Genomic DNA, 23,264 nt, shown 5'->3' on the forward strand with positions numbered 1-23,264 from the left:
TAGGTGAATTTACAACTGCCCAAGCTGACTCGAATTTCCTTCTGATCAAAACCATTAAATCAGAACTGATCAAGGGATTCAATTCTGAATGGCTTGATCAAAACTTATGTTACCGCGCATTTTCTCAAAACCCCATCGAAAACCCTTTCTGCTTCTTCCTTTTCTGCTTCTTCAACTGGTTCGGCACATACTCACCATCCTTGACGGGAGACAACAAAGATTCAAGAGACTTATCATTCTCTAACGAAGTAATACTTCCGCCATGGTAAGCATTCCCCACACCAGTAGCATAGCCCAAATCCTTCACAATCCTTTCAGATTTTTGCTGATGAAAAGAAAAATCTGTGTCTGGGCACCACTCGGTAATCCCCTTCGCGCTGTATTCTTTGCCTAGTGCGCTTCCGTTAAAGACGGCTTTAGTTCGATGATCTATGAAAGTAACACCGTATAGAGCACCCTCTTCGCCTCGCCGGAGCACTATATCAATAGAGTCCCGAGAAAGGTTCTTGGCTAGAACGGGCAGAGTCGGATTCTTCAAGCCATAGCGCACCATGCTAATGCCGTTTTTAATTCGCAAAAAACCACTTTGGCGAGCCGTTTCGTTTTCAAGAAAAAGCCTCTGAAGGTGTTTTTGCGTAGGTTTAAAATGAAAGTCGCTAGCTTTGATCGGCACGCCAACTTTATTGCCATTCTTATCAAGCACCCGATACAGAATTCCATTATTCTTTCTGATCCTGGAATCCTGAGATCCGATGTCTGCGGCTACATTATATTGGTTTAGCACTGCATTCAATTCGCCAATTGTTGTGAATTTGTAATCTTTCAAAATCTTTTCGAGCACATTGGCAATGGCCTTCTTGGTTTCTGATTTTCCATACTCTGCTTTGAGGCTGACCGGCTTCAAATTAAACTCCTGCGCTTTTCGATCTTGTGCCTTCACCAAACCAAAATCTATCTCAATCTCTTTCCTGGTTTTCTCCGATTGATTTTTGCCCAGGTTGTGCAGCGAGATCCGGCTACCATCTGCTTTGATGTTGGTTGTCACTAGATGGACGTGAGGGTGACCGGCATCCCGATGTTCGTATACGAGCGCGGGTTGTTTCTCAAATCCGATACCCTGTAAGTAGGCTTTTGAAATCTCCGCGAGCTGCTCTTTGCTCAGCTTTTCCGACGGATCAAAGTTCAAGGAAATGTGAACCGTATTGACCTTGGTCCTTTTGTTTAAAGCCAGTTGCCACTGAATCCGGTTCAGCTTTTGATCAAAGCTCAGCGCATCCGCATCCTTTGGATAGTTGATAGCTGAAATGCATTCCGCATGTCCCTGTTCCAGTTTGTTCTCATTGTATTGCAGCACAGCCCGAAGCCGACTGCTGGTGTGGATCACTGCAACCATTGGTCTGCCAGTTTATCGGTTTGCGATTTGATTTTGTCCAGAACTGAAAACAGGAATGTTTTTTCAGCTTCGTAGCTAGATATCCAAGTTCTAAATTCAGAAATCTGGTTGACAGCATTGAGGCGTCTTGTCGCTTGGTTGAAGTTGTTGCCAAGCCGGTTGAGCTCTTCGCGCAGCTCCGACAATTCACCAATCATCTGATCTTGCGAACCGTTCCTTTCGATCACAGTAACCGGCCTGTTGAAGATCAAGAGCCTTAAAAATTCACTTAATTTTCGACATGTGGTGCGACCACGTTTGGCTTCCAATGCGGCGTATTCTTTGGGTGTTAACCGGAAGATTACTTGCCTTGTCTTGTTCGATTTTTCTTCTTTCATCACGATCCTATCTACACTTTCAAACATTAAAAAATCCTTTACAAACCTGGACCGACTTTGGAGGGGAAGGCCAGATCGGGTGCGCAGCAACCGGCGATTGTATTACAATCGTACATCTGGCCAGACGCGCAAAGCAGGCGGCTCATTTCGATTTCGAGTTTCCGAAGCTAGTTTATAGAAGTGAGATTTTCCCATGCTGAGTAAATTTGACTTAGGGTAGAAGCTTTGAAAGCGGCAGTCTGGCTGTCTGAAAAAAGTCAAATTTGGTCGAAAACAGTCGAGAATGGTCGAGTTTGGTCTAAGGGATAGCTTCCCGAAGACGCTGATGCCCATAGCTAAACAACTCCCCTACCTAGGACGGGTGTGTTTTCGATCAAACGGTGGGGTTTAACTGTACTCTCTCTGCCTGCCGGGGTGATTAACTTAAGGCAAAAAAACGGTGATAAATGAGTTCATTTCAGTTGTACATTAAATCAAATTACCGTATTTAGTTGGCTTAGGGTTAAAGTGTAATTTGAAATGATTTTTAGCTAGACAAGCGTTTCGAAAAATGAGCAGAACTAAGACCTGCAATTTGATGCTCTAAAAAGGCAGGTTACGAGAAGATTTTTCATGAGAAGATATCGGGTGCATCTAAGTAGCCGCCGGAGTATACGAAGACGGTTTAGAGTTAAGAAGAGGAGCCGTAATTATCGTATGGCGAATAGATCGCCTGGGCCGAGCAACTTTTGCACTAATCAAACTCATGGTTGAGTGGAATGCGATGGGGGTAGATTTTCTGAGTATATTGAGGGAACTGATACGTCCACCCAGATGGGCAGTTTATCGTACATACCTTTTAAGTGGCACCCGTACAAAAAAATCCGCTTAGAAAATGTCCAATACCTGGCTGGATACCCGAAAATCGGCTCAGTGTCATCCGATTTTCAGTAGCATTTGTGCTATCTGCCTATGTAAAGTACAGATATAATTCTTTCTGACATTCTTTTGTCGCTTGTGACAATCTCGGCCGAGCCCTTCATACCATTACGATACAAAAGATCTTGGTTGTAAGATGTTTTTAGTTGATATGGTAAGGAGACATAGCCCCAATATAGGCTATCGGCACGCGGAACCAGGGAAATTTTGCTGAGATGCCCCTCAAGGACTCCGTATTCTCTGTATGGGTAACCATCCAATTTAACTATGACACGTTGGCCTTCGCGAATTTTTCCAAGGTTGTTTTGAGGAATGCGAACTAATCCCTGGACGGTTTCAGTTTTTGGCTCCACTGTTAAAAATTCCTGGCCAGTAACCAAAAATTGTCCCTCTGACCAGGGGGCAGAAAATGACACTTTCCCAGCGACCGGCGTTGTCAGTACAAATTTCTGCTTCCAATCATAAATACTGCTTTCCAGAGACTGAAGTATTTGTGAAAAGTCATTTTTTTGCTGGAATACAGCATTATCCAGTTCCATAATTTCTTTTCGCTTGGCAGTTTGAGATGATTGGTTTTGGATCATTGCAGACGCCAGGTTTTTGAGAGGAATTTGCTTTGCCAATGCTTTCGCTTCCTCTCTTTTATATTCCAGTATAGGAATTACCTTTTTTTTATACAACGTTTCCTGAATTCCGAACTCCTGCTCCGCAAGCTCATATTCTCGCTGCTGGAGACTGACTTGTTCGGAAAGGTTTTTTTCCAGGTAACCCAGATCTTCGAGTTCCTCTAGTAATAATACCCTTTTCTGTTGGTAAAACCCGTTTTCTAGAAAGGTCCCCAACTCGTTCAACTTTTGACTAAAAATCTGAAAATCCCTCTGGACTTCGCCCAACATGGTATACTCCGCACCATTCCAGTTTTTCACTACTTCCCAACGTCCTTTTGAAATTGAGCGATTAAATTCGTGAACGGCCTTACCCAGTTTTAAAACTTGAATAGGATCAGCCGTTGTCTCACAGTAAGCCAAAAGTTGTCCCGCCCTCACCTCGTCGCCGTCAACAACTAGCAACTTTTTAAGTTTTCCGTCGCTCCTAACAATTACACCGCGGGGTGGATCGCTAGCTGTGAGTGAAAATGGGGCAGTAACAATATCTGGATATTTGATAATCCAACAAGCGGAAATCAATATCACAAAGAATAAGAAGAACAAGGTAATTCCCCAACGTACTAGCCAGTTAGGTGGACTACTGATAATCTCATACACCTCATCACTCCTGATTTCGGAAAAAAAACCCGGTAAGTCTTTATGATACTCAGTTTTGTGCATTGTAATCCTCTTTGAAATGTGTCCGTACACTCAAATTCCATTCACAGTATTGCTATCCCTCTGCCAGTTCCAACTGATTGCTTACCAGCTCGAAATATTTGCCTTGTAATGCTACCAGATCTCTATGTGTTCCGACCTCTACGACCTCTCCCTTGTCGAGCACCACAATCTGGTCTGCATGCTTAACCGTACTCAGCCTGTGCGCTACCACAACGACAGTTTTTCCCACAAAAAATTCCTTGAGATTTTGCATAATGATCGCTTCGTTGTTGGCGTCTAATGCATTGGTTGCCTCATCAAAAAGCAATAGCTGCGGATCTTTGTAAACGGCCCTGGCTATCAAGATGCGTTGTTTTTGTCCTTGGCTGATCCCATTTCCCTCTGCCCCTATGCGCGTGTGATACCCTAACGGAAGCGATTCGACGTAAGTGTGGATATTGGCAGTGCGGGCTGCATGAAACAACTTTTCCTGTTGAATAACTTCTTCGTGAACAGCGATATTCCGCGCAATTGTATCTGAAAATATGAACCCGTCCTGCATTACAACACCGCACTGCGAGCGCCATGCCTTATGCGAAATGGATTTTATACTCATATTTCTCTCACTGGTAAGTGGAAACGGACAATCACCTGAGTCAAACGTTTGTTTGTTACTCAGTAAAATTTTACCATGCACAGGCTCATAAAACCGAAGCAAAAGCTTGAGTAACGTAGTTTTCCCACTTCCACTCGTGCCGACAATGGCAGTTGTTTTACCAGACCATATGTCGAGTGTGATATTTTTTAGCACAGGCTCATTTCCTGCCCCTGGGTACGCATAGCTCAACTTTTCAACAGAAATATGCCGTTTGTGGTCCCATGTCGAGCGCGTTTGAATATTTTCGGGCTCCTCGTCATCCAATGCATGTATTTCATTTAGTCTTTCTACGCTCATCTGCGCATCTTGCCACGCCTGCAAGAAGCTGATCAGCTGCTCTATCGGTGCGTTAAACTGTCCCAGAATATATTGGATGGACACCATTCCGCCCAGTGTGAGTTCTCCATCAAGAACAGCCTTGGCAGCAAGGAACGTTATGAATACATTTTTACCATTGTTGATAAGTACAGTCCCCGCCTGCTGGATTTGTGACAGCGACAAATTCCTGATGTTCCACTTGAAAAGTTGCACCTGAATCCGTTCCCACTCCCAGCGCTTCAATGTTTCCGCCCCCGCAAGCTTGATATCCTGCATGCCCTGTATCAGTTGCACTATTTTGCTCTGATTTTTCGATGATATCTCGAATCGTTTCGTATCCAACTTTCTCCGTATTCTTAGAAACAATATCACCCACAACGCGTAAAGTATCGAAGTGCAAATCGCCAGAATAAAAATGGTAATGTTATACCAAGCCAGAATGACTCCAAAAATGGCCAGATTAAAAAGAGAGAAAAACGTCCCTAATGTTTGTCCCGTCAAGAAAGACTCGATGCGGTGGTGATCGCCTATTCTTTGCATGATGTCGCCAAACTGCTTCGCGTCAAAGAACGCCACTGGCAAGCGCATTAGCTTCGAAAGAAACTCAGCCAAAATTGTCAGATTAAGTCTAACACTGATGTGAAGGAGTATCCAGCTTCTGAGAAAATCAACTGCTGACATACTGAACATTAACACGAGCTGAGCGATGAGAATAATGTAAATAAAGGGAAGGTTCCGTGTGCCGATCCCCACATCAATCACCGATTGAGTGAGGAATGGCAACAAAACAGACAAACCTGTCCCGATCGCCATCCCCAGCGCCAACTGAAACACAAGCCTCTTATAGCGCCACAAGTAGCTGATCAATTCCTGTAACTGCAGTCCCCGCCCTTTTTCCTCCTCTTCTTGATAGAATCGTGGAGTAGGTTCCAACAACAAAACAACGCCCTCTTTATCTGTGGATCCTCTCGTGCTGAGCCACTTAAGCTCAAACTCCTCCTGCGAATATGACACCATTCCGGAAGCAGGATCTGCAACGGTAAAAACGGCCTTTTTAGAAATCCTGCTTTCCGTTTCGTTGTTCGTAAATCTCTGTTCGTGCATCCCAAAAGTACCAAACCCCTCCGATGCAAACTCATTCAAATCTCTGGGTACATTTCTCCCGCCCCGAATCGCATCTAACATACCTTTCCCTAGCACAGCCTGACGCTTTTTGACACCAGTTAGCACTACAAAGTGATTTTGGCCCCAATGCAGGATACACGGGAGTGGTGCTTCTTTAATCAATCTGCCGATACTGATCTTTACGCCCAGCGTTTTGAACCCCAAACTTTCCGCAGCTTCGGCTATCCCAAGCATAGACACGCCGTCTCTGCTGATATTTGCCTTTTCCCTCAATGTTTGGGCTGTGTAATGCATGCCATAATATTTGGCTACCATACGAAGACAGGTGGGGCCACAATCCATTTGATCCAACTGGCGGTAACAACTAAATTTCCCGTTCATGCTAGCGGATATCGAGTAGTATATTTGCTTTAGCCCAGGCACCTAAGGTTACCGAGTAGAAGTAATTGTTAAGTTCCGTTTTATCATAAAGTCGCCTTCGCAGATTTGCACGCAGCAATCTGTTAAATAATATTTCGCATGCGGCCAGCTCATCTTTTACAATACCTGTACCGTTCATTAATCGGACGTACAAATCTTCTTCGTAGTCAGTTAATACTGCATTAAATAGCTTTAACTGATTAAGTCTGATCCGGTCAGCATATTTTAGTTGCTCTGCAGCCTTTGTGAAAGATATCTGTTTATCGTGCACACGATATCTGATCAGATAGTCTGGCATATTGATTACTCTGAATGACCTGGAACATTTTACCACAAAATCATAATCGGCAGCATATACATATCTTTCATTGTAAGCGATTCTATATTTTCTGAGCAGAAATCTTCGAACGAACATGCTGGGATGAATAACCATATTGTCACCTAATAATCCCACCTTCAAAGAGGCATAACTATTAACCCGATCGATTTTACCGGTGCCAATCCCCACTTCATCAACCAAAGTCCCGCAAGTGCCAGCCAAACCTATTTCGGGATGATTTTCCATAAATTCCCATTGTTTGCGTAGCCGATCCGGCTCAGAAATATCATCCGCATCCATAACACATATATATTTCCCTTTTGCCATTGCAGTACCGAAATTCCGGCACGGGTAATTTCCCGTGTGACTCGTACGCTGATATAGCTTGATCCGTCGGTCGGATATACCCATTACCTCTGAAATAGTATTGTCGGAAGAACCATCATCAACAATGATCAATTCAAAATCAGAAAACGTCTGTCCCAAAATACTTACAACTGACTCCCGTATAAAATTGGAGCTGTTAAAGCAAGGCATAATTACGGATACAGAACAATCAAATTGCATAGTGCATCAAAGCATATTTATCATATGCCTTTTTTATCTTTTGAAGTCGGTTGTGGGAATCCAGATACATACTGTTAAGCAATCCAGCATATATATTCTGATCTTGTTCATCAATACAAAGGCCAAAATCGTGCTGTGTGCATAAAAATGGAAATGCCACCATCTTATTTGCGGATAGTTCCGATATAAACCGTTCCATCGATTGTTCCCAGCTGCAATCTCTATCAAGTATGCGTTGAAAACATTTGCGGAAAAAGACCACAAATGAAGAAGACCGGTAATCGTTTATCCAGAACCTTATGTCAGATACCGGAAGCGCGTAGTCAAAACCACCGCTTACGCCTCCAAATAATATATCACATCCTTGCGTATGCGCTTCCATAATGTGACAAAACAGCATGTCCCGTGAATAGGAATCCGTAAACTGTAAGTCACTGCGCCCGACCACAATGACGTCGTCTCCATCAGTTAGTCCATTCTGGAAAATATTCCGAAAACTTTCTAGGACCGATGCATTATCACTATCATACTTGCCATTATTCAGGTATCTCACTTCAAATTCTGATTTTCCAAAAAACTGTCGGCTAATGTGGTCGCAATGTCTATCATTCTTTGATATATTCAGAATATATACTGGAACGCTTATATTTTCGATATCCCCTTTTAATACTAAAGCCGGGCAATTCGAATAGTACTTTTGATTATCAAGCAAATATCTGGTAGTATCGGACGCATCACGAAACAACCCATCAACTCTCCGCAGGCTATTATTCAATACCGTAACATCGGAATAGCCAAAATCCTTCTGTATTGAAATAAATGGATATATCATCAATATACGATCCGATAATTCTGTTAACTTGTAATCCAGCGAATCTATTTTGTGAAAGTCCGCATTTAATAATGTCGTGTAAAACGATTTATATACTATTATGAATTGAGTTCCGGTAAATCCATCCAGCCACACGAGTCTATCCGAAACTTTAAACAAGCTACTGACAGCGCTCGCCCCGCCAATCAAAACATCCGCACCAACCTGTCTTCCTTCGTTAATGCATTTATTTAGTACTTCGTAAGAATAGTGAACCGTAAACTCATGATCATCCTCACAAATGATAACAAAATCGCTTTCATCGCTATATACCTCTTTTATTATATTGCAAACACTCATCCATAATCCTACTGCACCCACTTTATCTTTACAAGCATTAAAAAAGACAGGCGAAAACTCAGTTCTTGCCTTGAATTGCCACTGGCTATGTGCTAACCTGTCGACCCTCTCTGAAAGATTGATTATGTATACGGGGAAACAACCGATGTTATTCATCTATAAAACTGATCTACAAAATTATCTTAGGAACCTGCCAACAGAAAAACGCTCATTTTAACAGAATGTAATCCGCCTGTCCTTTTGAATTAATAGAGCCTCCCCTACTAATCCAAAAGGACTCATTGAATCAATGATAGACTTATTAAATGCAGATAGGACAATATTTCAATGTTGCTCCCTGACCACATATTGGTGTGGTTCCCGCCCTAAAATTGACGCACTGACTACATCCCGCCCCATTGCAACACTGATAGCAATTATTGGTAGATCCGCTTCCACTGCCACTTCCGCTTCCCCCTACCAAGCCCCTTAGTTGCTCGCGGGTGAGAATCTCCAAATTGCCAAAATTGATTGCGTCTAACTTTAACTTTTTCATGATACTAACATGTTTTAATTGATTGATTAAGACTTTGCCACCTGGCAAAGAATTTCGTTAGCTATTAACTATGCAGAGAGAAAAAACCGGAGATCTGCAACACTATATACATCTGGCAGCTGATAGCCATTTACAAAGAAAGTCGGCGTAGCAAATACCTGGGTTTCGTCACACCAGGACTTCATTGCATTAACTTTATCATTTTGTTTCATCAAGCGCTCGCCGGCAGGATACTTTTCTGCGAAGGACGGATAGCTCATTTCCTCCTGGTGATACCAGTCTTTAAGTGCCTTGTGTACGCCGTCTGAGCCGAATTCTTCTTGTATTGCCAGAAAGTGTCTTACAGGTTCTCTCCTGACATCGGAATCTTCCACAGACGCAGTGAATATTATCTGAACCTGAATGTTATGGTTGTTCATCATAAGTTCTTCAAGCGGAAGATGAGCTTTTGCACAAGGCTCGCAATAAGGGTTACAAACTTTAATTATTTTGTTTTTAGCATTTCTATTGCCTAATGTGATACCCAGTCCTTCCGAATCACTCTGAATTTGTTTTTGTTTGGATAGAAGCGTTTCAAAAATCTGCTTGTTATATTTTAGCCTGCTAAGGCTAAATATTTTATTTCTTGTCAATTGACTTCTCTTCAACGACGGTATCAATATCATTAAAATGGCAGCAGGCAGCGTGTAACAAAAAACTATCACTCTAATATCTACAAGTATCAAATTATTGAGAGATAATATATTTGATCCGAAACCAGTTATAGAGATAAATTGTAGACCCAAGGTTAACTGAACAGAAAGGCAAAGTATACACCACTGTTTAGCAACTTGCCATTGGTAATAAAGAGAAAATAGAATGTACGGAACAGAAAATAAACTTAGCCAGCCAATGATGAAAAGAACGGTTGTACTGGTAGCAGGTAATACTAACAAAGACATAAAACTGCCTGAAAAATAAGTAAACCCTATGGCGCCCCAACTAACACCCCACAGTTTTGAGCTTTTTGAGTGAAGTATTTCGTTACAGCTGCTGCTCTCTCCGGCCTTACACAATTGCTTTATAAGTGGATTTGCGTTATCAATTTCATGAAGCAATATGAGAGATGTTGCAACAATTCCCGTAATTGTTAAAACAAAAAGAAATAAGGTGTTGAATGCCGATGATCCATTCAGCATAAATCCTTCAGCGATTCTTGAAGCAGCGGCAATAATAATCAATAGCGAGCTTGCGAAAAGACCTAAAATGTGCAAAGACTTAGAATTTCTCTTTGTAATATAATTTGGTTCATCTCGGCCTTGTTGTCCATCTACAACCATTACCACTCCTGATTCCCAAACCTCAGACAAATCCTCATTTCGCAGTATTTTACTTTTACAACTATCTGGATCGTAATACTTCACAAAACTTTCATCTGCCGATAGTAAAATGACAAATTTCGAGTCATAGCTATTCGTATCCAAAGGCAGGATAGCGGGTAAAGGGATTTGATTGATTTTGCTTATATCTGTCCTAAAACAAAGACTATCGATTCCGTATAAAGTTAGGGTTTCTTTAATGCTCAGTAAGCTCGGATAATCTGGATGTTGACGAAGATCGTTCTCTACAGTACGATCTGTTACTCGTATTTTTAATTCCTTTAAGAGCTTGATGGTTATTTCGATAACACCCTCTTTTGGGAAATATTTGTTGATCAAATTCATAATATAGGCCCGATATATAATAAAAATGTATTTTTTTCTGACATTACATAGTTATTGATTGTAGTATCAGCAAACTTACACTAAATCGGTTTAATTCTTTCAACAGGAAGTATTCAATATGATATAGAATTGTGATCATATTGAATTACTTTAAATTAGGTAGTCAAATCATATGGCATAGCACATATAATAGTACCAAGAAGTATATGACAATGGAGATTGCAGTTGAAATAGGGAAAATATAGAAAAAGTTTCTTCAGTTAGTATATTATGTCTATTGTTAGTCGCTAGAACAGACTGCTTCAAATACTAATTTGCTGAGTACATATTAGTAAAAAGTATGCATTTGTGATTTATTTGCCTTCCCCAGGAGATACATAGATAGGATTTTTGGCTAAATATCCGACTTAATATCTAAGGGAAAATCGTCAAAGTGAAGAAGAATTTAATTGATTATTAATCGTACAGGTAAGGTTTACAATTGCTTCTTTCAAAGAATCAAAATTTTCAATAACGATACCGTCTTTCTGGCGCTGATATAATAAAACTGCCTCTTTGATGTTAAATACGTTTTTACTAAAATCCAGCAACTCCCTTATAGTTATATGCCCACCTAAGTATGCTACAAAGCTTATTGGGCACACTTCTATCGCTTCTGCAAGGGCATTCAACATCTTTAGAGATGGTGAGGATCGTCCGTGTTCCCAGCCTAAATAAGTGCTTTGAGAAACACCAATCCTGTCTGCTACGGTTCTTGTACTAAGATTTTTGGCATCTCTAATTAGTCGAAGGTTTAGTTCATTAACCATGGTGATAAAGATTGTTTGTGGCCAAAAGTTACAATAAAATAAACTTAAAATGCAATAGCAACATTAAAATTATTTGATAGTTATAATACCGAACATCGACTACAAATTCATTGCATATTGACATTACATTTCAATCAAACTTATAGTATAATATTACTGTCACTGATTGCATCCACCAATCGATTACCTGAACCTTCTTAAAAAATCCCGCTTATTGTATTTTGTGAAAGGAAGATAGAGTTGATTGTATAGCTTTACAGTATTTGTAGTTTTACGGATAGGGTAAATGCCCCATGGTCAGCATAACGCCTGTTATCGAAATTTTGTACCCGTCGGCGGATTAGGGGATGCGTCGCATTTAGCCTGATCTCACGTTTATTCTCAGTTACTTGATTTTGTGGAAGAACAATGCAAGTTGCACAAAGCCTTCTAGGCGTCAAATGCACTGCCCGCTCCATTCGGCTTCGCTCCCGTATTAGTGTTGCCTTTTCGGCCTTCTGCTTTGTGCTGCCTAGCAATGTTCTCCATGGTGGAGGCTTTAAACTGGTTCAAGATTGAAACTGAAAAATGAAACTAACATACCTCTCTGGTTTAAGGGCACCGATAATTAGTACCGGAATCCTGTTGTCCGGAGGATGCTATATACAGATTGGGCATTGTCAGCTTGATTTTATTGATGCCAGGGGAGGGGCTAGCTTATTGTGAATGCAGCAATTTTTCTGAGTTATCCATTATGAAAATGAGCCACTCTGATTTTTCGGGTGCGTCGATTTCGATGGTGGTCGCTTCCCGGGCTGGACTTGAAAAGAATTCACCCACCTACGCCGGATCGCTCACTATTTTGGATTGAATGATTTTCGAGAACTTAAAGTTGCCTTCTGTGTCGATCATTTTTAAGCGGTAATAAAGCATGCTTTGGGACTCGTGGTCGAGAAAACGGTAGTGGCCTAAAACCCCTTCTGAGCTGGCGCCGCGTTTTACTCTGCCGATCGTTTCAAAGGATTAGGCATTGGACGAATATGGATTTCGAACCGGGCGAAACCGTTTCATCGGTGGTAACCCGTTTGAGGATGTTTTGAGTAATGCATGTTTCGCTTGCAGATGCGTTAGTGAAGATACAGGTGCAGAATGGCAGTTGTGGCCATTATCGCCGATTCGATACCTAAGGCTGGTTCAGGAAAAACGCAAACATGCGAGCCGCAACTACCTTAAACACCTAATCAAGCTAACGAACGAAGCGGCTCAATGATAAAAGATGGCGACCCGCCAACAGAAGGTAGAAAAAATGCAATGTAAAACTAACTTACCGGTCGGCTTAGTTTATCTATAAATCTGCAAAGTAAATTTAAGCGTAATCTAGCGTCGTTTCACTAATTTACAATGCTATAAGATTAGCAAGCACTAAACTACCGCTAGCGCTTGCGTCTCAAATGCGTCACATCCCCTTCAACCGCTCCCGCAGCCCCTTCATATCCTCACTAATCTTCACATCCAAAATCTTAGCATAAATCATAGTTTGCTTCAAAGACCGATGCCCAAGCATTTTAGAAACCGTCTCAATCGGCACCTTATTACTCAGCGTCACCGTGGTTGCAAACGTATGCCTGGCAATATGAAAGGTCAGCGTCTTTGAAATCCCACACAAATTGGCAATCTCCTTCAAATAAGCATTCATCTTCTGATTGCTCAGAACCGGCAGCACAACACCAGCAGCGCAGCATTGCGGATGATCCTTATACTTCTCAATAATTTCCAGCGCCGTATCCAGAAGCGGAATGCGTGTAGGGGCATCCGTTTTCTGCCGGGTCGTGTCAATCCACGGCTCGCCGTCCATGCCGACAACAATATCTGTCGTCTTCAATTGCTTCACATCTACATAAGCGAGTCCGGTGTAGCAGCAGAATAGAAAGATGTCCCGCACCTGGCCGATTCTCTCAACTTCAAAGACCTTTTCCGTCAGCCGTTTCAGCTCATCCCTAGACAATGGATTCTTAACAACCTCTTTCTTCGTCAACTTGAAGCCTTGAAACGGATCTTTCTTCAACCACTTATTATTGACGCAGATCAGCACAACCTTTTTCAGATTGCTCATGTATTTGATCGCAGAGTTATGGTTGCAACCTCGTGCGCTACGGAGCCAAAAATTAAACTCTGTGATGAATTCGAAATTCAGGTCTTTGATCGCCATATCGTCCTTCTTGTACTTCCACTTAATGAAGGAGGCGGTATGCTCTTTAGCCGTCTTGTATCGCTTCAAAGTGAGCGGCGCGAACTCTTGGCCGACGAGTGCTTCCATCTGCTCATTATGGTGCGCAAACACTTCGAGGATTGTACGGGTTTCATTGCTTTTGCCAAGCAATATATTTTTCAGGCCTTCCGCAGAAATTTCTTTGTCATCTTCGGTAAGAATCTTTTTAGCCTGATAAACTTTGGCGGTAAGCAAGTCCAAATACGCATTGAGCGTTTTGGCATCTTCCTTGTTTCCAGCAGGTCTTCCGACTGAGGAATTCCACCTTTCGGTATTCCATAACTTCTTGGTAGATAGTTCGGCGACCTTGCCGTCGACGGTAATTCGCAGATAGATGTAGCGAACTGTTCCTTTTTGATTTCTGGCGGGCTTTAAATAGAAAAGCAGACCAAATGTTTTCTCCAACATAACTCAAGCGTTTAAAAGTGGTTAAATATCGAATTACCACGCTTGCCAATCAAGATGTTTACGCCGTAAACATCTTGCTATCAATTTGTTATGCCGTTTCCAGTGAGTCTTTTTCTCAAAGTGAGTGAACTACACGAAAGACTCACTGAAAACATGGGAATTTTTGCATTTTTTGATATAATCTGAAAAACAAAAATGCCCGCAAATCATTGATTTACAGGCATTTTGTTTGACTTTGAACTGTTTTCAAGGGAGGGAGACGGGTCTCGAACCCGCGACCTCTAGAACCACAATCTAGCGCTCTAACCGACTGAGCTACAACCTCCGTTTTTCGAGGATACAAAAGTAGCAAAAGGTTTACAGCTTGCAAGAGTTTTCATCTAAAAATTTACACGCTGCAAACCTTCTACTTATATATCAGATGTTTACTTCGCCGAAGTAAAAAGTGCGTCTGCTGCTTTCCAGTCAACTACATTCCAATATGCATCTATGTAATCAGGACGCTTGTTCTGATATTTCAGATAATATGCGTGCTCCCATACATCAAGGCCGATTACAGGTGTTCCCTTTGCTTCCGCGATGTCCATCAATGGATTATCCTGGTTTGGAGTGGAAGTAATCGCAACGCCATCACCGGTTTTGATCAACCATGCCCAGCCTGAACCAAAACGGCCCGTTGCTGCCTTTTTAAACTCATCTTTGAAAGCGGCAAATGATCCGAATTTTGCATTGATTGCCTCAGCAAGCTGGCCAGTAGGCTCGCCGCCGCCGTTTGGAGAAAGCGATTTCCAGAAAAATGCATGGTTCCAGTGACCTCCGCCATTGTTACGTACCGCTGCTGGCGCCTTGCTGATATTGGCAATAATTTCTTCTATGCTCTTTCCTTCCAGCTCAGTGCCTGCTACCGCTGCATTCAAATTGGTAACATAAGCCTGGTGGTGACGGTCGTGGTGTATTTCCATTGTCAATGCGTCGATATGCGGCTCCAATGCATTGTTCGCGTAGGGTAAGGGATCAAGTGTAAATGCCATTTTTAGTGTAGTTTAATGATTAATTATGAATGTAGGACTAGATGGCTAACAGCAGAAAAACGCTTTATGTTCTTAATTGCCTAAAAAATTTGAGCAGCAGCTCCTGGGATTCCAGTGCAAGAATCCCGCTCGTTAACTGCGTTTTGGGATGTAAAACGGGTTTTCCCAGCCTTGAAAATCCACGCTTTTCGTCGCTTGCGCCTATCACCACCCGTTGCATTTGCGACCAGTAAAGTGCGCCTGCACACATCACGCAGGGTTCGAGCGTCACGTATAACGTACAATCCGAAAGGTATTTCGAACCAAGATGATCGGCAGCAGCGGTAATCGCAATCATCTCAGCGTGTGCCGTTACATCGTTCAGGCGCTCTGTCTGATTGTGGCCTTTGCCAATTACCCGCTCTCCCAGCACCACAATTGCTCCTACGGGTATTTCACCTTTGTCGTAAGCCTGCTCCGCCATTCGCATGGCTTCGGCCATAAAATAGTTGTCGAGTATATCCGCCTGAATGTCCATTGTACCAAAAAAATGGGACATCCATTGTATTAATGAATGTCCCGGTGTCTATTTATTTACCAAAAATCAAGGTTTCATCACGCGCTGAACTGTACTGAGATTTCCATTCTGGATTCTCAGCAAATACAATCCCGAAGGATAGTTCGCGAAGTTAACTTCTGTTGTCTTTTGCTCAATCGGCTGGATTGCTCGTGACCTTCCATTCAGATCAATTACTTCCACCCGCGCCTGCTTCGGCTTGATGTTACCTGACACTTCGACAGTCACAGCAGACTGGATCAATGTCGGGTACACTTTCACCCAGTTTGACCGCTGTTGGGGCTCAACGCCGAGGATTGGATCCACCTGCACCCTGGCCGAGCCTGCGCCAGTACCTGTTCCGCAGCTGTTGGTAACTTTTGTGATGTTGTAGATCACAGTTGCCGGCGGCGCTATTTTAAACGTAAATGGGGTCACATTGGCTGTGATCAGCGTGTCTTTGGCTCCATTACTTAGCGTAAATGTCCACGGTGCTTTGCCGGTGGTTTCTACTTTCAACGTTGCGCTTTCACCTGCCAGGATAGTCTGTGCGCCGGATAATGTTGCAACAGGCAGCGGACTCGCCATGATCGTGATCGCACTTACGCTTCCCTTTACCATGAATGCAGGGTTAGCGCCCGAACTGATCACCCGCAGATAATAGTTACCTCCTTTTGTCGTATCCGGGAAGGTCGCCGTCACCGAGTTATTCGTTGCTACGGAAGGAATTGTGTAAAATTTGCTGTCCTCGTTCTCTGTCGAAATCTGAACTTTGAATGAATTTTCAGCGGGGAAATCGCCCGATTGCTGGAAAGGCACGTCGAAAGATTTACCGGCACAAGCTTCTCTTAGCGAAGAGTTGCCAGTGTTAATAGTAGGTATTTTCACGGTAACCACAGCTTGGCCAATGGGAGTGCCTTTGCCGCATTCATTAGAAACCTCGGTCAACAAGTAAACAGTGGTCGTACTTGGCTTTACAGCAACCTGGTGATTAGCCTCGTTCGCTGTTCCTTTTGTTCCCTCAGACAAGATGTAATCCCACGGCCCGTCGCCAGTGAATCTGATATTGATTGTTGCGGTAGCGCCCAGATCAATGTTAGCATTGCCGGAAATCGTTGCAGAAGGTTTAGACTTGATATGGATCTTGATCTCTTCTTTCGGGCTCTCGCATTTGTTTTCAAGACCAGTCTGCGTTACATAAAAAGAGTAGTCTTGTACTTTGTCTGTAAACGGCGTAAATGGAAAACCCTGCCACTCGCCGTCAACCGTCCGGTACCATTTCAAAACAGTTCCGGTTGCATCCAGAATCTGGGCAGTTGCACCCTGGCAGTATTCAAGGTAAGTTTTAGTAGTTGGCTTTGGCGTTGTGTTGACTTTCACGTCGATTTTCGCGCGGTCTCCCAAACAACCTTCGAGTGTTTGACCAACATAATAAGAAGTCGTTCCTCCCTCGGCAGTCGACGGAACCGGCGCTACAGTGCTAGGATCTCCGCCGGTTGCATTGGTACCAAACCAGCTCAGTGTCGCATTGGCCATTGGAGTAGCTTTCAATGGATCTGCTTTGATAAACTGGCAATACTCGATCGTTGGAGTAGTTACGGTTGGTACTGCCGGAAGTGGCTTGACGCGGATTGTTTGTACTGCCCGGGTTCTGCTTTCACAACCAAGCGCTGTTTTCTGCGTCACATAATAGGTCGTAGTTCCAGCTGTTTTCAAGTTTACAGAAGGCTTGGTTGCAGATCCGGTTCCGCCGTTTTGAGCGGTATACCAGTTCAATGTATTACCCTGTGCCGGGCTTGTTGCGAAGCTGTAATTCTTATCGGTTCTTTCCTGGCAAATTGCTTCTGAAAGTGTAGGAATCGTTGCCGGGGTTGGGTTAACAACTACATCCAGTTTTGCTTTCGGGCTTTCGCAAGTCAAAGTGCCGTAAGTATTAGATTGAGTCACATAATAGGAAATTGTGCCAACAGTTGTTGTGCTCGGCACCGGCGCGGTAATTGTCCCTGTTCCAACTGTTGCATTTGCATACCATTTATATGCAGCTCCCGATGGAGTCAATGCGACAGCAGTTGTGCCGACGCAGTAATTAAGAGGGGTGGTTACAGCAGGTGCAGCAGGTGTTTCTTTTACTACGACATCAATTTTCGCCCGCGGACCTTCGCACAATCCTGATGCTGTCTGGCTTACGTAGTAGCTCGTCGTGCCGGCTGTTGCTGTTGCTGGCACCGGTGCGCCAGATAAAGCATTTCCTCCGGTTGCGACGGTGTACCATTTCAATGCAGTACCTGTTGCAGTAAGCGCGGTAGCAGTAGCGTTTTGGCAAATATTCAATGTAGCAGTTACCGACGGAAGTGAAGATGCATTTTTGATTGTAACCTTAATTTCAGCCCGCGGGCTTTCACAACCATTTAATGTCTGTGTTACGTAATAGCTTTTCGTTCCAATCGCATTGGTGGTGGGCGTAGGTGCACTTGCAGAACCATTGCCACCGTTTGCTGCGGCGTACCACTTCAATGCAGTACCTGTCGCCGTAAGTGCCGGAACAGTCGTATTAAGACAGTACTCAAAAGCTTCAACAACGGGCGCTGGCGTTTGATTAATAGTAACCTTTATCTCAGCTCTTGCGCTTTCACAAACACCCACTGTTTGCGTCACATAATAGGAAGTGATACCGGCTGTCGCACTTGAAGGTAGCGGAGCAGTAGTACTTGCCGTGCCTCCGCTAGCTTCTGTATACCATTTTAAACCTGAACCTACGGCAGTTAACCTTACCGTTGTTGTCCCGATACAATACGCAACATCGCTTACCTGCGGAGCTGCCGGCGGGTTACAGGCAGTTACAGTCACTACAATTTCAGCACGATCGCTTTCGCAGTTATTAAGTGTTTGCGTAACAAAATAGCTGGTTGTACCTGCCGAAGCTGTGGAAGGTTTTGGTTGGGTAGCTGAACCTGTACCTCCACTTGCATTTGAATACCATTTAAGATTATCACCTGTTGCTGTGAGCGCCGGCGCGTTCTGGCCTACTGTATAGCTTAGATTCTGAACACCCGGCTTCGGCGTTGCACAGCTTACCGTAACAATAATTTCTGCTCTTGGGCCTTCGCAGCCGCCTACCGTCTGAGATACATAAAAACTTTGCTGACCTGGCGATGTTGTTGTAGGTGTTGGAGCCGTGGCAGAGCCACTTCCGCCTGTTGCAGCAGTGTACCATTTTAAAGCGGTTCCCGTTGCGCTAAGTACCGCGGGAGTTTGGCCGACAGTATAATTTACATTTGAAACTGTCGGTGCAGGTGTCGCACAAGCGCTGACAGTTACGGTGATTTTAGCGCGCTCACTTTCGCATCCCGAAACTGTCCGGCTTACATAAAAATCCTGAGTGCCGGCAGCTGTGGTAGATGGTGTAGGCGCTGTTGCGGAACCAACTCCACCAGTATCTGCTGTATACCAAAGCAAACCATCTGTTGGGGTCGCTGATAATTGCTGAGCTGTGGCGCCGACAGTGTAACTTACATTTGCTACTGTCGGTTTCGCAGGCGGTGTGCATGCTTCGACAGTCACCACAATTTCGGCACGTTCGCTTTCGCAGCCACCTTCGGTTTGAGAAACAAAATAGCTGATTGAACCAGGGTTATCAGTGTTGGGAACAGGCTTCGATGCAAGTTCTTGTCCACCAGTCGCAGCAGCGTACCATTTCAAACCACTTCCTGTTGCAGTAAGCGTTGCTGCTTTACCCTGCTCTACTTTAACCGGAGAAGTTACAGTTGGAGCCGCAGGTATCGCATTGATTCTTAATGCAGCGCTTTCAGTCCCCTCCGTAACCTGAACAAGCGCCAAAAAAGAGACCACCCTGATTTTGTAAGCTGTGCCCGGCTTTGCATTCGCCTTGATCGTAGCAGTGATCGGACTGGCTGTTGCCGTTCCGATTGTTTCCGGATTAGCACCGAATGAACCCGTTTCGTCAGAGAGCTGCGCAACGTAGCTTGTGAGCGGCAATGCAGTGCCTGTGATAGTAAATGGTACAGAGACTTCACCACCCGCACAAACCGTGGTCGGACTTAGTACTCCTGTTGTGATTGTGGTTTGTCCAAAAGCTGTTGCCGCATAGAAAAATGTGGCTAAAAACGTAATTAGGGCACTTTGAAGGGTAAATGGTTTTTTCATGTATCAATCTGAATATCTTTCCGCTAACCTTTTTTTAATTGGTAAAGTTAGAGATATTTTTCAAATACACTTCCACCACTTTAAGGAAGCTGACTTTTCCTTTCCAGCAAAGAACGGTATACCACATCCTGGATTTTCCGGCGGGTACGGTGCGTCGTTATTCCCGTATTTTCCGGGTCCGGATTTACTCTGTTTGACAAGAAAACAAACAACAGATCTTCTTCCGGGTCTACCCAAACCATTGTTCCGGTAAACCCGGTGTGACCGAAAGAATTGACAGATGCCAGCTGTGAAACGTAGGAGCTGTTTCCGTCCAGCGGCGCTTTGTCCCACCCCAGCCCACGATGGTAGGATTCATCATACATTCTTGAAAAAAAAGGAACCGTGGCCTGCTCGAAATACCGCTTGCCAGCATAGCTTCCTTTCCAAAGGTTCATTTGGAACAAAACAGCCAGGTCGCGGGCGGTACCAAACAAGCCCGCGTGACCAGCTACACCGCCCATAATCGCGCCCATCTGGTCGTGAACTGTCCCTTGCAGCAACTGCCCGCGAAAACGATAATCATTCTCTGTCGGCGCAATCTGCTTTTCAGAAAAACGGCGAAGCGGATTAAAGCCGAGATAGCCCAATCCCAGCGGCTCATAAATATTGGCCGCCACAAAAATATCCAGCGGCTGCCCGGTTACTCGTTCAACGATCTTTTGCAAAGTCAGGAAACCCAGGTCGCTGTACAGGTAGCCATAACTTCCCGAGCGATCGCGGCGGTTGTTCATCGGCGATTCGATTACCCATTTCCATACCGAATCGCGCAATGCAGGTTTTGCAAACAACTTCGGCGCTACCTGCAGATAATAGGTGGTATCCGCTTTCGCACTATAATACTCCGGCAGCAAGCCGCCTCCACTGGTTTTGGTGCGGTCCCAAAGCGGAGGATAAAATGAGACGAGGCCCGAACGGTGCAGCAGCAGCTCTCTAATCGTGAAGTTCTGCTTGTTGGTACCGACCAGTTCAGGTAAGTAAGCCGAGGCTTTTTCATCCAGATTGATCTGCTTGCGATCGTAAAGTAGCATTATCGCCTGCAATGTAGCCGATACCTTGGTCAATGAAGCCAGGTCATAAATAGTTTCCGAAGTAACTCTTTCGCCAGTCCGGTAGTTTAAGCCGCCGAATTGTTTGTCATAAACGATTTTCCCTTTTCTCGCCACCAGCACTTCGCAGCCTGGAAAAATATGGTCATTTAATGCAGCAGTCGCGATTTCATCGATTTTTTTCAGAGAAGCCGCATCCATTCCCACACTTTCAGGAGTACCAAATGCAATGCGGTTAATGGCCGTAGTAAAAACGCCGGTACCGGCTTTGTAGGCAAGCACTGAAACCGGTAGCGTACCTTTTGAGCTCAATGCGCCGAATATAATTTGAGGTACAATTTCCTGCTGGTCTCTCCCATCCTGATTGGCGCAGATCAATGCGTCCGCCTCGGGGAAGAAGCCAATACTATAAGGCGTACCGAAAATACAGAGGATCACCTTTTTGTTTTGTTGCTTCAACTGACTCACAAAGTCAGTCATGCTTTTGGTAACCCCGTAATTACGCGCAGGATTGGAAGATATCCCGTGAATGTCTACAACCACTGTATGATAAGGGTTGAGGTAGTTCAGCATTTCACTGATCTGCTCCTGCGATGCCTGGCTGTCGTAGAAAGAGTAGGAGCGCATAGGCTTGTAAGTCGAGAGCATTTTCTGAAATGCCACGCTGCTGCCTTCTCCCATACTTACCGACGCAATTCCATTATCCAGCACAGATCCGATCGGAAGAATATTATTATTGTTTTTAACAACGGTAACAGCCGCTTCGCTCAATGCACGGTAAAGCTCTTTGCTGCTTTCTTTGTTGAGGTCAGCGTACAGGTTATTGATGTCGACCGGTGTGTATTTGCTTAGTCCGGACCAATATTTAGCCTGCAATACACGCTTTACCTTGTCGTCGATGATCTTCTCGCTGATTATTTTCTGATCAATCGCGCCTTTGATCCTTGTAATCGTTTCCGCAATGTTTTCGGGATAAAGGAGAATATCGTTTCCGGCAACAAGTGCTTTCAGGTTTACGTCGGCTGCTTTTCCGTTTTTCAAAACACCTTTCATGTTCATCGCATCGGTAAAAACCAGCCCACGGAAGCCGAGGTCTTTTCTTAACAAACCTGTAATTACCTTCTCAGAAAGCGAGCTCGCCTGATTTGAATTGTCATCCAGTGCAGGAATGTTCAAATGTCCGCTCAGCACGCCCATTAAGCTGTCGGCAATCATCGCGCGATAGGGATAGATATCCGTTTCCTGCAACTGCTCGACAGAATGTTTGAGTACAGGCAATGTAAAATGTGAATCTGCATCTGTGTCGCCGTGGCCTGGGAAGTGCTTAGCCGTCGCGATCACTTTATTATGCTGCAAACCTTTCATATACGCAATCGCCTTGCGGGTTACATTCTCACGATCTTCACCGAAAGAACGTATACCGATTACCGGATTTGCTGGATTATTGTTAATGTCGGATACAGGCGCAAAGTTGATATGAATACCCATTCTACGGCATTGCTTCGCAATATCACGGCCCATTAAATAGATCAGCTCATCGTTCTGGATCGAGCCTAGTACCATTTGTTTGGGAAAAGAAATCGTGCTGTCCAGCCGCATACCCAATCCCCATTCACCGTCGATGCCGATGAACAATGGAATTTTTGAATGTGACTGGTACCTGTTGGTCAAAGAAGCCTGCGCAACCGGACCGCCCTGAAAGAAAATCAGTCCGCCGAGGTGGTACTCGTCTATCAGCTTGTCAATGTATTTGTAATGTGATTCGTCACGGTTGGAGAAGGTGGCGACCATCAACAACTGCCCGATTTTCTCTTCGGTGCTCATTGATTGCAGGGTACTATCTACCCATTCGTTTTCGGGTAATACCAAAACCGGATCTGCTCTCCTTTTCGGCGCTTTTGCCACGACTTTTTCAAGCTTTTCAGGAGCGGCGACTGCATTTGTCTCTCTGGCACCTATGAATTTCCAGGCAACGGAAACCATTGTGCTTAAAAAAACGAGAATGACTATGCTTACAATAACACGAAATCGGCCTAAAAACCATTTCTTCATACCTGAGATCACTGACTTTAAAGAGGGAATGTTAGGTTATCTGACTTCAAAAACAACATGGCAGTTTTTCGATAGTTACAATAATAACAATTTTAAGTCTCAATAAATGCAACAAACA

General features: G+C 44.0%; 13 protein-coding genes, 1 tRNA gene and 1 pseudogene. 1 reads left to right on the top strand and 14 read right to left on the bottom strand.

Going from position 1 to position 23,264, the window contains the following annotated elements; genetic code table 11:
- Positions 1-124: 124 nt before the first annotated feature.
- Positions 125-1,393 carry a relaxase/mobilization nuclease domain-containing protein gene (locus Q369_RS0116065; protein ID WP_031528813.1) on the bottom strand — a complete coding sequence of 423 codons (1,269 nt, stop codon included), beginning with the start codon at positions 1,391-1,393 and terminating at the stop codon, positions 125-127.
- The gene (locus Q369_RS0116070; RefSeq protein WP_031528814.1) at positions 1,381-1,770 is read right to left on the bottom strand and encodes a plasmid mobilization protein; all 390 of its coding nucleotides are present in this window, start codon (positions 1,768-1,770) and stop codon (positions 1,381-1,383) included. Before Q369_RS0116070 ends, Q369_RS0116065 begins: the two co-directional genes overlap by 13 nt.
- A 682-nt stretch (positions 1,771-2,452) precedes the next feature.
- On the opposite strand from Q369_RS0116070, the pseudogene Q369_RS29890 reads away from it, so the two are divergent.
- Positions 2,453-2,641, top strand: a pseudogene (locus Q369_RS29890) (recombinase family protein); the annotation flags it as partial.
- A 70-nt stretch (positions 2,642-2,711) separates the two neighbouring features.
- Here the strand turns inward: Q369_RS29890 and Q369_RS0116075 are convergent.
- The 12 genes from Q369_RS0116075 to Q369_RS0116145 all read right to left on the bottom strand — a co-directional run bounded on the left by Q369_RS0116075 (position 2,712) and on the right by Q369_RS0116145 (position 23,077).
- Positions 2,712-4,016 carry an HlyD family secretion protein gene (locus tag Q369_RS0116075; protein WP_031528815.1) on the bottom strand — a complete coding sequence of 435 codons (1,305 nt, stop codon included), beginning with the start codon at positions 4,014-4,016 and terminating at the stop codon, positions 2,712-2,714.
- A 52-nt stretch (positions 4,017-4,068) separates the two neighbouring features.
- Positions 4,069-6,477: a peptidase domain-containing ABC transporter gene (locus tag Q369_RS0116080; protein WP_031528816.1), complete on the bottom strand. Its 2,409-nt coding sequence runs from the start codon at positions 6,475-6,477 to the stop codon at positions 4,069-4,071.
- A 1-nt stretch (position 6,478) separates the two neighbouring features.
- On the bottom strand, positions 6,479-7,402 hold the full coding sequence (locus tag Q369_RS0116085) for a glycosyltransferase family 2 protein (RefSeq protein ID WP_031528817.1): 924 nt from the start codon (positions 7,400-7,402) through the stop codon (positions 6,479-6,481).
- The gene (locus tag Q369_RS28390; RefSeq protein WP_051664092.1) at positions 7,392-8,729 is read right to left on the bottom strand and encodes a hypothetical protein; all 1,338 of its coding nucleotides are present in this window, start codon (positions 8,727-8,729) and stop codon (positions 7,392-7,394) included. Before Q369_RS28390 ends, Q369_RS0116085 begins: the two co-directional genes overlap by 11 nt.
- Before the next feature lie 447 nt (positions 8,730-9,176).
- Positions 9,177-10,811, bottom strand: coding sequence for a vitamin K epoxide reductase family protein (locus Q369_RS0116095; protein WP_031528819.1), 1,635 nt, complete (start codon positions 10,809-10,811; stop codon positions 9,177-9,179).
- Between the two features lie 428 nt (positions 10,812-11,239).
- Positions 11,240-11,620 carry a helix-turn-helix domain-containing protein gene (locus Q369_RS0116100; RefSeq protein WP_031528820.1) on the bottom strand — a complete coding sequence of 127 codons (381 nt, stop codon included), beginning with the start codon at positions 11,618-11,620 and terminating at the stop codon, positions 11,240-11,242.
- 1,435 nt (positions 11,621-13,055) lie between these two features.
- Complete coding sequence (locus tag Q369_RS0116120) at positions 13,056-14,276, bottom strand: site-specific integrase (protein WP_031528821.1); 1,221 nt, start codon at positions 14,274-14,276, stop codon at positions 13,056-13,058.
- A 250-nt stretch (positions 14,277-14,526) separates the two neighbouring features.
- Positions 14,527-14,602, bottom strand: a tRNA-His gene (locus Q369_RS0116125).
- A gap of 99 nt (positions 14,603-14,701) precedes the next feature.
- Entirely contained in the window at positions 14,702-15,307 is a 606-nt protein-coding gene (locus Q369_RS0116130) for a superoxide dismutase (protein WP_031528822.1), read from the bottom strand.
- 64 nt (positions 15,308-15,371) lie between these two features.
- Positions 15,372-15,845, bottom strand: a complete 474-nt coding sequence (locus Q369_RS0116135) for a nucleoside deaminase (protein ID WP_229206861.1) — start codon at positions 15,843-15,845, stop codon at positions 15,372-15,374.
- Between the two features lie 45 nt (positions 15,846-15,890).
- Positions 15,891-20,006 (bottom strand): Ig-like domain-containing protein, encoded by a 4,116-nt coding sequence (locus Q369_RS0116140; protein ID WP_051664093.1) that lies wholly within the window; start codon positions 20,004-20,006, stop codon positions 15,891-15,893.
- Between the two features lie 80 nt (positions 20,007-20,086).
- Positions 20,087-23,077: a serine hydrolase domain-containing protein gene (locus Q369_RS0116145; RefSeq protein WP_229206862.1), complete on the bottom strand. Its 2,991-nt coding sequence runs from the start codon at positions 23,075-23,077 to the stop codon at positions 20,087-20,089.
- Between the last annotated feature and the right edge of the window lie 187 nt (positions 23,078-23,264).

This window comes from Dyadobacter crusticola DSM 16708 (genome assembly GCF_000701505.1).
Classification (GTDB): Bacteria; Bacteroidota; Bacteroidia; order Cytophagales; family Spirosomataceae; genus Dyadobacter; species Dyadobacter crusticola.

Coding starts and splice junctions, on each gene's coding strand:
- Q369_RS0116065 (WP_031528813.1), bottom strand. CDS start 1,393: ATGGTTGCAGTGATCCACACCAGCAGTCGGCTTCGGGCTGTGCTGCAA.
- Q369_RS0116070 (WP_031528814.1), bottom strand. CDS start 1,770: ATGAAAGAAGAAAAATCGAACAAGACAAGGCAAGTAATCTTCCGGTTA.
- Q369_RS0116075 (WP_031528815.1), bottom strand. CDS start 4,016: ATGCACAAAACTGAGTATCATAAAGACTTACCGGGTTTTTTTTCCGAA.
- Q369_RS0116080 (WP_031528816.1), bottom strand. CDS start 6,477: ATGAACGGGAAATTTAGTTGTTACCGCCAGTTGGATCAAATGGATTGT.
- Q369_RS0116085 (WP_031528817.1), bottom strand. CDS start 7,402: ATGCAATTTGATTGTTCTGTATCCGTAATTATGCCTTGCTTTAACAGC.
- Q369_RS28390 (WP_051664092.1), bottom strand. CDS start 8,729: ATGAATAACATCGGTTGTTTCCCCGTATACATAATCAATCTTTCAGAG.
- Q369_RS0116095 (WP_031528819.1), bottom strand. CDS start 10,811: ATGAATTTGATCAACAAATATTTCCCAAAAGAGGGTGTTATCGAAATA.
- Q369_RS0116100 (WP_031528820.1), bottom strand. CDS start 11,620: ATGGTTAATGAACTAAACCTTCGACTAATTAGAGATGCCAAAAATCTT.
- Q369_RS0116120 (WP_031528821.1), bottom strand. CDS start 14,276: ATGTTGGAGAAAACATTTGGTCTGCTTTTCTATTTAAAGCCCGCCAGA.
- Q369_RS0116130 (WP_031528822.1), bottom strand. CDS start 15,307: ATGGCATTTACACTTGATCCCTTACCCTACGCGAACAATGCATTGGAG.
- Q369_RS0116135 (WP_229206861.1), bottom strand. CDS start 15,845: ATGTCCCATTTTTTTGGTACAATGGACATTCAGGCGGATATACTCGAC.
- Q369_RS0116140 (WP_051664093.1), bottom strand. CDS start 20,006: ATGAAAAAACCATTTACCCTTCAAAGTGCCCTAATTACGTTTTTAGCC.
- Q369_RS0116145 (WP_229206862.1), bottom strand. CDS start 23,077: ATGGTTTCCGTTGCCTGGAAATTCATAGGTGCCAGAGAGACAAATGCA.